General features: G+C 60.3%; 10 protein-coding genes. 1 reads left to right on the forward strand and 9 read right to left on the reverse strand.

Annotation, left to right across the window (positions count from 1 at the left end; translation table 11 throughout):
* Positions 1-19: 19 nt before the first annotated feature.
* From ACV8MC_RS01765 to purL, 3 genes are all read right to left on the reverse strand, one after another.
* Positions 20-379, reverse strand: coding sequence for a DUF6124 family protein (locus ACV8MC_RS01765; protein ID WP_150636222.1), 360 nt, complete (start codon positions 377-379; stop codon positions 20-22).
* A gap of 935 nt (positions 380-1314) precedes the next feature.
* Complete coding sequence (locus ACV8MC_RS01770; RefSeq protein ID WP_041479517.1) at positions 1315-1626, reverse strand: Nif3-like dinuclear metal center hexameric protein; 312 nt, start codon at positions 1624-1626, stop codon at positions 1315-1317.
* 5 nt (positions 1627-1631) lie between these two features.
* Positions 1632-5528, reverse strand: a complete 3897-nt coding sequence (gene purL, locus ACV8MC_RS01775) for a phosphoribosylformylglycinamidine synthase (RefSeq protein WP_457264279.1) — start codon at positions 5526-5528, stop codon at positions 1632-1634.
* A gap of 285 nt (positions 5529-5813) precedes the next feature.
* Between purL and mltF the strand changes: the two genes are divergently transcribed.
* Positions 5814-7274, forward strand: a complete 1461-nt coding sequence (gene mltF / locus ACV8MC_RS01780; RefSeq protein ID WP_081932530.1) for a membrane-bound lytic murein transglycosylase MltF — start codon at positions 5814-5816, stop codon at positions 7272-7274.
* Between the two features lie 83 nt (positions 7275-7357).
* Here mltF and pdxJ read toward each other — a convergent pair whose 3' ends face one another.
* From pdxJ to lepA, 6 genes are all read right to left on the reverse strand, one after another.
* On the reverse strand, positions 7358-8104 hold the full coding sequence (pdxJ, locus tag ACV8MC_RS01785) for a pyridoxine 5'-phosphate synthase (RefSeq protein WP_095180437.1): 747 nt from the start codon (positions 8102-8104) through the stop codon (positions 7358-7360).
* Between the two features lie 39 nt (positions 8105-8143).
* Positions 8144-8833, reverse strand: a complete 690-nt coding sequence (gene recO, locus ACV8MC_RS01790; RefSeq protein WP_016771561.1) for a DNA repair protein RecO — start codon at positions 8831-8833, stop codon at positions 8144-8146.
* 166 nt (positions 8834-8999) lie between these two features.
* The gene (gene era / locus ACV8MC_RS01795) at positions 9000-9902 is read right to left on the reverse strand and encodes a GTPase Era (protein ID WP_016771562.1); all 903 of its coding nucleotides are present in this window, start codon (positions 9900-9902) and stop codon (positions 9000-9002) included.
* Positions 9895-10584 (reverse strand): ribonuclease III, encoded by a 690-nt coding sequence (gene rnc / locus ACV8MC_RS01800; RefSeq protein ID WP_024011703.1) that lies wholly within the window; start codon positions 10582-10584, stop codon positions 9895-9897. The genes era and rnc overlap by 8 nt, the downstream gene beginning before the upstream one ends.
* A gap of 169 nt (positions 10585-10753) precedes the next feature.
* Entirely contained in the window at positions 10754-11608 is an 855-nt protein-coding gene (gene lepB / locus ACV8MC_RS01805) for a signal peptidase I (RefSeq protein WP_056783094.1), read from the reverse strand.
* 9 nt (positions 11609-11617) lie between these two features.
* Complete coding sequence (gene lepA, locus ACV8MC_RS01810) at positions 11618-13414, reverse strand: translation elongation factor 4 (protein WP_016771564.1); 1797 nt, start codon at positions 13412-13414, stop codon at positions 11618-11620.
* Positions 13415-13418: the final 4 nt, after the last annotated feature.

Genomic DNA, 13418 nt, shown 5'->3' on the forward strand with positions numbered 1-13418 from the left:
TGACGGCCCAGTGGTTTTTTCATGCCTGAGGATCCACCCGATCCAGCGCACGGTTCACCGCCAGCTCAGCGAGCATGATGATCTGCTGAATCGCCAACGCCGTATTGCGCTGCGGTCGCCCCAACTGATCGGCGAAATCACTGGCCAGGGTGTTGGCTGAAGCGAGGGATTCACAGGCATGGGCGAGCAGGGTTTCGGTATCGATTTCCGGCTGGATGAGGAACATGGTGCTGGGCGGGTGCGCCTTGCCAGGTTGCGGGCACAGGTAAAAATCCAGAGCCCGCTTGATCGCTTCGCGGTTTTTCGCGAGGTCGTCGGCGCGGATGGTTTGTTCGAGGGGGGTGGGTTCGTATGGTGGATCGGGAACGATTTTATCCACAATGCTTCTCCTGCTGATGCTGATGGACAGCCATCGATCGCCGGATCTCACGCGGCGAATAGGTGGCAGCTATGTGCGAGGTGAGATCCACCGGAGCAGGCAACCGGCCAGACCGAAGTCTGCCCGCACACAGCCGCCATAAAGCAGGCAGCAGATTGAGCTGGCGCCAATTATCGTGGTGCTGGCGCCAGTTGCAAGCTATCCGGGGATCTCACTCCCGATCGCTGATTCGCAGCGACGGGAAAAGACTAGAGATCGCACGTCCGACGGACAACCTGAAAACCTTGTGGGAAGGTTCTGCGAACTCAGACACTGCTTTAAACACACTCCAGATCGCCACCCTCACCCTAGCCCTCTCCCAGAGGGAGAGGGGACTGACCGAGTTGTTCAGGCGAGGTACGCCGACGTGAAAGTCCGAGTTGAACTCAGGATTTGCAAACCACACAAAATCGGCCCCCTCTCCCTCGGGAGAGGGCTGGGGTGAGGGGCAGCAACAACACAAATCAAAAGCCGGACACACACGCTTTTCACCACTCAATAGGCCGAGTGTCAGCTCGCCTGCTCTTGATCTTGATCCACCGGCGACGTCGGAAGGCTGAGTGGAGGGATTGATCCGGGCGTGGGAGCGTAGCGACCGTCTGGCGCAGCCAGACACAGCGGAAGGAGGTGCAGCGAAGCAAACCGGAGCCGCTGCGCCCGGATCAGTCCCGAAACGAAGGAACCCGAGCCTGCGAGGGCCGAACGCAGGAGCAAGCGTTTTTTTGCTTACTTTTTTTAGGCGTTTGTAAAAAAAGTGAGTCGCCGTAAGGGCGAAACCGCCAGCCGCCACACCCGAAGCAACGGATATTCACCCAAATCAAAACAAAACCAAGGTCAACAAAAAACCCGCAGACAATCACTCATCTGCGGGTCTCCCGTTCCAGCAGCAAAGAAGATCAGAAATCCTCCAGCCGCCACACCTCATAAGCCGGCGTCTCATACGGATGACTGAGTTTCAACGCCGCCACAACAGCCACAATCAACTCATCCGCAACGACAAGCTCAACCTTCCATTCCTCAACCCGCTCAACCTGCCCCGCCTGACCGACAAACGGCTGACTGCCGTCCAACGGTCGAAACTGACCAGAGCCAAGCACCTGCCACGCACAGTGGTCATAGTCACCGATCCGCCCACCACCGGCAGCGAACACAGCCCCTTTGACCACCTCGACATGACTGTCAGGAACAAAAAACGCCAGCTTGTACACAGGCCTTAGTTCACCCAGACGCGCGCATTACGGAACATGCGCATCCAAGGAGCATCCTCGGTCCAGTCTTCCGAACGCCACGAGTTCTGCACCGCGCGGAACACACGCTCCGGGTGCGGCATCATGATCGTCACGCGACCGTCACGGCTGGTCAGACCGGTGATCCCGCGCGGCGAGCCGTTCGGGTTGGCCGGGTAGGCTTCGGTGACCTTGCCGTGGTTGTCGACAAAACGCATCGCCACGCAACCGGACAGATCGGCTTCCAGCAGTGCTTCTTCGCTGGCGAACTCGGCATGACCTTCACCGTGGGCGATAGCGATCGGCATGCGCGAACCGGCCATGCCCTGCAGGAAGATCGAGTTCGATTCCTGGATCTGCACCATCGCCACCCGCGCTTCGAACTGCTCGGAGCGGTTGCGCACGAAGTGCGGCCAGAACTCGCTGCCCGGGATCAGCTCGTGCAGGTTGGACATCATCTGGCAACCGTTGCACACGCCCAGCGTGAAGCTGTCGTTACGCTCGAAGAAGCCCTGGAACGCATCGCGGGCGCGGCTGTTGAACAGCGCCGACTTGGCCCAGCCTTCACCGGCGCCGAGCACGTCGCCGTAGGAGAAACCGCCGCAGGCCACCAGGCCTTTGAACTCGTTGAGGTCGACACGACCGGCGAGGATATCGCTCATGTGCACGTCGATCGCGCTGAAACCGGCGCGGTCGAATGCGGCGGCCATTTCCACCTGACCGTTGACGCCCTGCTCACGCAGCACGGCAACCTGTGGGCGAATGCCTTTCTTGATGTAAGGCGCGGCGATGTCCTGATTGACGTCGTAGCTGAGCTTGACGCTCAGGCCCGGGTTGTCTTCTTCCAGCAGCGCGTCGAATTCCTGCTCGGCGCAGTCGGCGTTGTCGCGCAGACGCTGGATCTGGTAGCTGGTTTCGGCCCACTGACGTTGCAGCAGACGACGCTGGCCTTCGAACACGGTGTCACCGTTGAAGGTGATGTTGATCTGGCCATTGTTGATCGGCTGACCGATCACCGACACGCAGTCGCCCAGACCGGCGGCGCTGAACTGCGCGAGGATGTCCGGGGTGGCGTCCTGGCGAACCTGGATCACTGCGCCGAGTTCTTCGTTGAACAGGATCGCGGCGATTTCCGAAGCGGATTCGGCAACGCTGTCCAGGTTCAGGCTCAGACCGCAGTGGCCGGCGAAGGCCATTTCCACCACGGAGGTCAGCAGACCACCGTCGGAACGGTCGTGGTAGGCCAGCAGGTGACCGTCGGCATTGAGGCCCTGGATCACTGCGAAGAAGGCTTTCAGGTCTTCAGCGTCATCGACGTCCGGCGCATGCTTGCCGAGTTTGCCGTGGACCTGCGCGAGGATCGATGCACCCATGCGGTTCTGGCCGCGACCGAGGTCGATCAGGATCAGGTCGGTGGTGCCCTTGTCCATGCGCAGTTCCGGGGTCAGGGTCTGACGAATGTCAGCCACTGGCGCGAAACCGGTCACGATCAGCGACATCGGCGAAGTGACGGTCTTGTCTTCGCCGTTGTCATTCCAGCGCGTGGCCATGGACATCGAGTCCTTGCCCACCGGAATGGTGATGCCCAGCTCAGGGCACAGCTCCATGCCGACCGCTTTCACGGTGTCATACAAACGCGCGTCTTCGCCCGGGTGACCGGCCGCCGACATCCAGTTCGCCGACAGTTTGATGTCGGAGAGCTTGTTGATGCGCGAGGCGGCAATGTTGGTGATGGTTTCGCCGATGGCCATGCGGCCCGATGCCGGCGCGTCCAGCAGAGCCAGCGGAGTACGCTCGCCCATCGCCATGGCTTCACCGGTGTAGACGTCGAAACTGGTGGCGGTGACGGCAACGTCGGCCACCGGCACTTGCCATGGGCCGACCATCTGGTCACGGGCGACGAGGCCAGTGATGGTGCGGTCGCCGATGGTGATCAGGAAGCTTTTGCTGGCCACGGCCGGATGATGCAGAACGCGTTCGATGGACTCGCTGATGTCGAGGTTCGACGGATCGAAGTCATCGCCCAGCTCGGCTTCGCGAACCACCGAACGGTGCATGCGCGGCGCCTTGCCCAGCAACACTTCCAGCGGCATGTCCACCGGGTTGTTGCCGAAGTGGCTATCCGTGACAGTAAGCTGCGGTTCGGCAGTGGCTTCCCCGACCACGGCAAACGGGCAACGCTCGCGTTCGCAGATCGCCTGGAAGCGCTCGAAGTCTTCCGGGCCGACTGCCAGCACGTAACGTTCCTGGGATTCGTTGGACCAGATTTCGTGCGGGGCCATACCCGGCTCGTCGTTTGGAATGTTGCGCAGTTCGAAACGGCCACCGCGATCGCCGTCGTTGACCAGTTCCGGGAAGGCGTTGGACAGACCGCCCGCGCCAACGTCATGGATGAAGCTGATCGGGTTCTTGTCGCCGAGCTGCCAGCAACGGTCGATGACTTCCTGGCAGCGACGCTCCATTTCAGGGTTTTCACGCTGCACGGAAGCAAAATCCAGATCCGCCGAGCTGGTGCCGGTGGCCATCGACGAAGCCGCGCCGCCACCGAGACCGATCAACATCGCCGGGCCGCCGAGCACGATCAGCTTGGAGCCGACCAGAATCTCGCCTTTCTTGACGTGTTCTTCACGGATGTTGCCCATGCCGCCAGCGAGCATGATCGGCTTGTGGTAACCACGCACTTCGTCACCGTGTGGAGTGGTGATCGACTGTTCGAAGGTACGGAAGTAGCCGGTCAGCGCCGGACGGCCGAATTCGTTGTTGAACGCAGCGCCGCCGAGCGGGCCTTCGATCATGATGTCCAGCGCGGTGACGATGCGCTCAGGCTTGCCGTACGGCACTTCCCACGGCTGTTCGAAGCCCGGGATCTGCAGGTTCGATACGGTGAAACCGGTGAGGCCGGCCTTGGGCTTGGCGCCGCGACCGGTTGCACCTTCGTCACGGATCTCGCCACCGGAACCGGTGGATGCGCCCGGGAACGGGGCAATCGCGGTCGGGTGGTTATGGGTTTCAACCTTCATCAGGATGTGCACCGGCTCCTGCACCGCGCCGTACTGGCGGGTTTCAGGGTTCGGGAAGAAGCGGCCGGCAACGTTGCCGACAATCACCGAAGCGTTGTCCTTGTAAGCGGACAGCACGCCTTCGCTGTGCATCTGATAGGTGTTCTTGATCATGCCGAACAGGCTTTTTTCCTGGCTCTGGCCGTCAATGTCCCAACTGGCGTTGAAGATCTTGTGGCGGCAGTGCTCGGAGTTGGCCTGGGCAAACATCATCAGTTCGATGTCGTGCGGGTTGCGCTTCAGACCGTTGAAGGCGTTGACCAGATAGTCGATCTCGTCTTCGGCCAGGGCCAGGCCCAGCTCGGTGTTGGCCTTTTCCAGCGCGGCGCGGCCGCCACCGAGGATGTCGATGGCGGTCAGCGGCTTCGGCTCGGCGTGGCTGAACAGTCCGGCGGCCTGCTCGAGGTTGGCCAGCACGATCTGGGTCATGCGGTCATGCAGCGCGTCCGAAATCAGCTGGGCTTCGGCTTCGCTGAACTGCCCTGCAACATAGAAGGCGATACCGCGTTCCAGGCGCTGGATCTTGCTCAGGCCGCAGTTGCGGGCGATGTCGCTGGCCTTGCTCGACCACGGCGAGATGGTGCCGAAACGCGGCAACACCAGAAACAGACGACCGGTCGGCTCTTGAACCGGAACACTTGGGCCGTACTTCAGAAGGCGCGCTAGCACCTGCTGTTCGTCGCCGGTCAGGACGCCGGTGACTTCGGCGAAGTGAGCGAATTCAGCATACAGGCCACTGACAGCTGGAACCTTCTGGCTCAGTTGCTCAAGGAGTTTGCTGTGGCGAAAGGCAGAAAGGGCAGGAGCGCCGCGCAGGATCAACATCTTCGGGACAGCCTCGGGAAGGGGTGTGCTTTGAGGCCGTGCATTCTAGCCTAAACCGACCTCAACATCACCCGAAACGCTACGCACGGTTGCACTCGGGTAGCAATCTGTGTTTCTGCCTTCGGGGTCAGGTAAATCGAGCGTTTCAGCATGGCTTATTTTTACTGTAACAAAATGCCCTGAAGGCCCGTATTCAAGGGATTTCGCTCGGATTTGTGATCGCTAGCAGACTAGTCCTACGCTGTCGAGATATGGCGCTCGTGGCCGTTTGCGTATACTGCGCAGATGTTTTTCCCAACGGCTTTGCGTCCGCGATACGCCAAATGGCTGATCGCAACCGGACTCTTCCTGATGCTCGGTGGCTGTGTTGATAAACCCAACACACTCGAGCGCGTAAAGGAGGATGGTGTGCTGCGCGTGGTTACCCGCAACAGCCCCGCCACCTACTTTCAGGATCGCAGCGGTGAAACCGGCTTCGAATACGAGCTGGTGAAGCGCTTCGCCGACGATTTGGGCGTCGAGCTGAAGATCGAGACGGCCGACAATCTCGATGACCTGTTCAACCAGGTCGGCAAGCCGAACGGCCCGGTACTCGCGGCCGCCGGTCTGGTCAGCAGCGATGAACGCAAGAAGCAGGTGCGGTTCTCCCACTCCTACCTCGAAGTCACCCCGCAGATCATCTACCGCAACGGCCAGTCGCGCCCTACAGATCCGGCGGATCTGGTCGGCAAGAAGATCACCGTGCTCAAGGGCAGCACCCACGCCGAACAACTGGCCGCGCTGAAACAGAAATATCCCGGCATCGAATACGAAGAATCCGACGCCGTTGAAGTGGTCGATCTGCTGCGCATGGTCGATGAAGGCCAGATTGACCTGACCCTGGTCGACTCCAACGAAGTGGCGATGAATCAGGTGTACTTCACCAACATCCGCGTGGCCTTCGACCTCGGCGACGCGCGCAGCCAGAGCTGGGCGGTGGGCCCGGGCGAAGACAACAGCCTGCTCAATGAAATCAACGCCTATCTGGACAAGGTGCAGAAAAACGGCACCCTGCAACGCCTGAAGGACCGCTACTACGGCCACGTTGATGTGCTTGGCTACATGGGCGCCACCACCTTCGCCCAGCACTTGCAGCAGCGCCTGCCGAAATACGAACAGCACTTCAAGAACTACGCGAAGAAAGAGAAAGTCGACTGGCGCCTGCTGGCCGCCATCGGTTATCAGGAATCCCTGTGGCAGCCGACGGTGACCTCGAAAACCGGCGTGCGCGGTCTGATGATGCTGACCCAGAACACCGCGCAGGCGATGGGCGTGTCGAACCGCCTCGATCCCAAGCAGAGCATTATGGGCGGTGCCAAGTACCTGGCTTATATGAAAGATCAGCTCGACGATTCGATCCAGGAACCGGATCGCACCTGGTTCGCCCTGGCGGCGTACAACGTCGGCAGCGGTCATCTGGATGACGCGCGCAAACTGGCGGCGAAGGAAGGCTTGAATCCGGACAAGTGGCTGGACGTGAAAAAGATCCTGCCGCGCCTCTCGCAGAAGCAGTGGTACAGCAAGACCCGCTACGGTTACGCCCGCGGTGGCGAACCGGTGCACTTCGTGGCGAACATCCGTCGCTACTACGACATCCTGACTTGGGTGACCCAGCCGCAGCTTGAGGGCGATCAGGTGGCCGAGGGCAACCTGCATGTGCCGGCGATCGACAAGTCGAAACCGGCGCAAGAGCCCGCCCCTCTTTAAAGCAAAAGATCGCAGCCTTCGGCAGCTCCTACAGGGTTATGTGTACACCTGTAGGAGCTGCCGAAGGCTGCAATCTTTTGATCTTAGCCCTTGAGAGCAGCAGCCAGAATCAGCGCTTTCATTTCCGATACGGCGGACTTGAAGCCCACGAACAACGCATGCGCCACCAGCGCGTGGCCGATGTTCAGTTCGTTGATGCCTTTGATCGCCGCCACGGCCTCGACGTTGTGGTAATGCAGGCCGTGCCCGGCATTGACGATCAGGCCCTGCGCCAGTCCAAACGCCACGCCATCAGCGACGCGTTTGAGCTCTTCTGCCACTTCAGTCGGGGTTTCGGCATCGGCGTAACGCCCGGTGTGCAGCTCGATGGCCGGTGCACCGATGCGCTTGGAGGCGGCGATCTGGCGCTCGTCGGCGTCGATGAACAGCGACACTTCGCTGCCGATCTTCGACAAACGCTCGACCGCAGCCCTGATGCGCTCCTCCTGCCCCGCTACATCCAGACCGCCTTCGGTGGTCAGCTCCTGACGGGTTTCCGGGACCAGGCAGATATGCGCCGGGCGAATGCGCTCGGCGAACGCCATCATTTCTTCGGTGACACCCATTTCGAAGTTCATGCGGGTTTGCAGCACATCCTTGAGCAGCAACACGTCGCGCTCCTGGATGTGACGGCGATCTTCGCGCAGGTGCACGGTGATGCCATCGGCGCCCGCCTCTTCTGCATCCAGCGCCGCTTTGACCGGATCCGGGTAGCGCGTGCCACGGGCCTGACGCAAGGTGGCGACGTGGTCGATGTTCACGCCGAGAAGAATGCGATTGCTGCTGGTCACGGATGCGCTCCTGAATTGAAAGGTTCGGCGCACAGCATATCAGGGCTTGCGAAACAGCTCGCGACTGACAAGCGGACGCCCGCCCAAATGCACCGCCAGCGCCTGGCGCATCAGACGCTTGGCCGCCGACAGCGCACCGGGCGCCGACCAGTCGGCTTCGGCCATGGCCAGCAGCTCGGTACCGTTGAACAGGCCTGGCTGCAGCAGATACACCCTTTCGAGACCGGCATCGACTTGCAGGCGATAGAGACCGTCAGGCGCGACAGGCTCGCCGTGCATATCGGTGTTCATGGAGAAGCCGTAGCCGAGATCATCCAGCAGACGCCATTCAAAGGAGCGCAACAATGGCTCCAGCGGTCGACCTTCGGCCAGCGCCAGCAAGGTCGCGGCGTAATGATCAAATACTGCAGGATGCGGATCCTCGGCAGGCAACAGCCGAATCAACAGCTCGTTGAGATAGAGGCCGCTGAACAGCGCCTCGCCGTTGAGCCACGCAGAGGTGCCAGAACTCTCCATGCGCCCGACATTCTTCAGCTCGCCCTTGCCACGAAACTCGACCTCCAGCGCCACGAACGGCCGCGCCAGCGTCCCGGCCTTGCCCCGCGCACTGCGCAACACCGCCCGCAGCCGACCTTGCGGCGTGAGGAAATCGACCAGTGCGCTGGTTTCGCGATAGGCGCGCGAATGCAGGACATAGGCGGGTTGGGCGGGAGGCGGGTTTTGCGACATTGAGTTCTCGATGAAGAAACGCGGTTTTACATACAACCCAAAACCACTGTGGGAGCGAGCCTGCTCGCGAAAGCGGAGTGACAGTCAACATCAATGCTGAGTGTTACATCCTCTTCGCGAGCAGGCTCGCTCCCACAGTGAGTAGCGGTGTTTTCGAGATCGCTTCTTACAGATCGCCATAACCCAGCGAACGCAGCGCGCGCTCGTCATCGGACCAGCCGCCCTTCACCTTGACCCACAGGTTGAGCATGATCTTGGAGTCGAACAGCAGCTCCATGTCCTTGCGCGCTTCGGTGCCAATGCGCTTGATGCGCTCGCCCTTGTCGCCAATGATGATTTTCTTCTGGCCGTCACGCTCGACGAGAATCAGCGCGTGGATGTGCAGGGTCTTGCCCTGCTGCTTGAATTCTTCGATTTCGACGGTGATCTGGTACGGCAGCTCGGCACCCATCTGGCGCATGATTTTCTCGCGCACCAGTTCGGCGGCAAGGAAACGGCTGCTGCGGTCGGTGATCTGGTCTTCCGGGAAGAAGTGATCATTCTCCGGCAAGTGATCGGCGATGACCTTTTCCAGCGCTTCGAGATTGTGCCCGTGCTGCGCGGAAATCGGGATGATCTGGGCGTTTGGCAGCTGTTCCTGCAACCAGCTCAGGTGCGGCATCAGCTCGGCTTTGTCTTCGATGCGATCGGTCTTGTTCAGCGCGACGATCAGCGGGCCGGTCACGTATTGCACACGCTCGAGCACCATCTGGTCTTCGTCGGTCCACTTGGTGCGGTCGACAACGAAGATCACCACGTCAACGTCTTTCAACGCCGCCGAAGCGGTTTTGTTCATGTAACGGTTCAGGGCCTTTTCGCCACCCTTGTGCATGCCCGGGGTGTCGACGTAGATCGCCTGCACGTCGCCCTCGGTCTTGATGCCGAGCATGTTGTGGCGAGTAGTCTGCGGCTTGCGCGAGGTGATCGCGAGCTTCTGCCCGAGGATGTGGTTGAGCAGCGTCGACTTGCCGACGTTGGGACGGCCGACGATGGCAACGTAGCCACAGCGAGTTGCGTTTGTATCAGTCATTGCCATTCTCCACGCCCAGGGCAATCAGTGCTGCGGCGGCCGCTACCTGTTCGGCAATACGACGGCTCACACCCTGACCTCGGCTTTTTTCATTCAATAAGACCACTTCGCACTCGACGAAGAAGGTACGGCAGTGCGGTTCGCCCTGAATATCCACCACTTCGTAGCGTGGCAGTTCGCAACCGCGCGATTGCAGGTGTTCCTGCAAGCGGGTTTTCGGATCCTTGTTGGTGTCGACCAGCGTCAGGCCTTCGAATTCGCCGGCCAGCCACGCCAGTACGCGCTCGCGGGCGACGTCCATGCCGGCATCGAGGTAGATCGCACCGATCAGAGCTTCGAGGGCATCGGCGAGAATCGATTCACGGCGGAAACCACCGCTCTTCAGTTCCCCCGAACCCAGGCGCAGATAATCGCCGAGGTCGAAACCGCGAGCCAGTACGGCCAGCGTCTCACCTTTTACCAGCCGCGCGCGCAAACGCGACAACTGGCCTTCGCGGGCCAGCGGGAAGCGATCGAACAGCGCCTCGCCAGCGACGAAGTTGAGGATGGCATCACCGAGGAATTCCAGACGCTCGTTGTTGCGCCCGGCAAAACTGCGGTGCGTGAGGGCCAGCAGCATCAGCTCCTGGTCCTTGAAGGTGTAGCCGAGCTGGCGCTCGAGACGGCTTAGAGAAACGCTCACGGTTTACCCACGCTGAGTTCGTGGCTGGTTTCCACTGCCATCGCCGGGGTACGGCGCAGGCCTGGGACAATTAACGCTGTGTTCAAAAAATAGATCCTGGCGATTGCGAAGCCGATTGTGCCGGCTCCAGAAATGCATTCGGCGCTGTGGTCAACAGCGCCGTGTTTGATTACTTGATCAGGCCGACCCGCGAGAAATTCGGCAGGTGGCTGAGTTTCGGCTCTGGCCAGCTCATCCAGACCGCGAAGGCCTTGCCGACAATATTCTTGTCGGGAACCATGCCCAGCAGATCCTTGGGAATGTTCGGATCATCCCAGTAGCGGCTGTCGTTCGAATTGTCGCGGTTGTCGCCCATCATGAAGTAGTGCCCGGCAGGCACTGTCCACGAACGGTCCGGAGTGGCGCGGTAGCGGCTCATTTCCTTGCGGATCAGGTGCTCGGCTGCGCCGAGTTTTTCCTGATAGAGCTCCGCGCTGCCCAGCGAACCTGCTTCGGCGCCGGCCATCTTCTCGGCGATCGACTCACCGTTGACGAACAGACGCTTGTCGGCGGTGTAACGCACCGTGTCACCCGGCAGGCCCACCACACGCTTGATGTAGTTGACGTTCGGGTCGCTCGGGTAGCGGAACACCATCACATCGCCGCGCTGCGGGTCACCGACTTCGATGATCTTCTTGTCGATCACCGGCAGACGGATGCCGTAGGAAAACTTGTTCACCAGAATGAAGTCGCCGACGTCCAGGGTCGGTTTCATCGAGCCGGACGGAATCTGGAACGGCTCCACCAGGAACGAACGCAGCACCAGCACGATGAACAGCACCGGAAAGAACGACTTGCCGTATTCGACCAGCAGCGGCTCTTTGTTCAGCTTCTCGACCACCACAGGCTCGGGTTGGCTGACACTGCCTTGATAAGAGGCAATGGCAGCCCGCCGACGCGGTGCCAGGAACAGCAGATCAATCAACGCCAACAGGCCGCAGACGAACACGGCGATGACCAGCAACAGCGGGAAATTTAGCGACATAGGACCTGATTATTCCAACCTGAGCACGGCGAGGAAGGCTTCCTGTGGAATTTCCACGTTGCCGACCTGTTTCATGCGTTTCTTACCGGCCTTCTGCTTCTCGAGCAGCTTCTTCTTACGACTGACGTCACCGCCGTAGCATTTGGCCAATACGTTCTTTCTGAGCGCCTTGACGGTTGTCCGGGCCACGATCTGACCACCGATGGCGGCCTGAATCGCCACGTCGAACATCTGACGAGGAATCAGTTCTTTCATCTTCTCGGTCAACTGGCGACCTTTGAAGTGCGAATTGTCACGGTGCACGATCAATGCCAGGGCATCGACCTTGTCGCCGTTGATCAGCACGTCCAGTTTCACCAGATTAGCCGATTGGTAACGATCGAAATGGTAGTCCAGCGAAGCATAGCCGCGGCTGGTGGATTTGAGACGGTCGAAGAAGTCCAGGACCACTTCGTTCATCGGCAGGTCGTAGGTGACTTGCACCTGATTGCCGAGGAACAGCATGTCGACCTGAACACCGCGTTTCTCGATGCACAGGGTGATGACGTTGCCCAAATGTTCCTGCGGCACGAGAATATTGGCGCGCACGATTGGCTCGCGCATGTCCTCGATCGCCGACACATCCGGAAGCTTCGACGGGTTGTCGACGTAAATCGTTTCACCGGTTTTCAACACCAGTTCGAAAATTACTGTCGGCGCGGTGGTGATCAGGTCCAGGTCGTATTCGCGCTCGAGGCGCTCCTGAATGATCTCCATGTGCAGCATGCCGAGGAAGCCGCAACGGAAGCCGAAGCCCAGGGCGTCGGAGCTTTCCGGGGTGTACTGCAGCGACGAGTCGTTAAGGGTCAGCTTCTGCAGCGCTTCGCGGAAATCCTCGAAGTCGTCGGAACTGACCGGGAACAGACCGGCGTAAACCTGTGGCTGAATGCGTTTGAAGCCCGGCAGCACCGGCACATCAGGGGTGGAGCTCAGGGTCAGGGTGTCACCGACCGGTGCACCGTGAATGTCCTTGATGCTGGCGATGATGAAGCCCACTTCGCCGGCCTTCAGATCAACGGTGGCGGTGTGTTTCGGGTTGAACACGCCGACGCTGTCGACCAGGTGCACCTTGCCGGTGGACTTGACCAGAATCTTGTCGCCCTTCTTCACACGGCCGTGGCGCACGCGTACCAGGGAAACAACGCCCAGGTAGTTGTCGAACCAGGAGTCGATGATCAACGCTTGCAGCGGATCTTCGATGTTGCCGGTCGGCGCAGGAATGGTGTGCACCAGACGCTCGAGCACTTCGTCGACACCCAGGCCGGTCTTGGCGCTGCAGGTGACGGCGTCGGTAGCGTCGATGCCGATGATCTTCTCGATCTCGTCCTTGACGCGATCCGGCTCGGCCTGGGGCAGGTCGATCTTGTTCAGTACCGGCATGACCTCCAGGCCCTGCTCGATGGCGGTGTAGCAGTTGGCCACGGACTGGGCTTCGACGCCCTGCCCCGCATCGACCACCAGCAAGGCACCTTCGCACGCAGCCAGGGAACGGCTGACTTCGTAGGTGAAGTCGACGTGGCCCGGGGTGTCAATGAAGTTCAGCTGGTAGGTGATGCCGTCTTTGGCTTTGTAATAGAGGGTAACGCTGTGGGCCTTGATGGTGATCCCGCGTTCACGCTCAAGATCCATGGAATCCAGTACCTGGGCTTCCATTTCACGCTCGGCCAGGCCGCCGCACATCTGGATGAAACGGTCAGCCAGCGTCGACTTGCCATGGTCAATGTGGGCGATGATGGAGAAATTGCGGATATGACTCAAATCACTCACGGAT

This window comes from Pseudomonas sp. PK-RTE-24, from assembly GCF_054052265.1.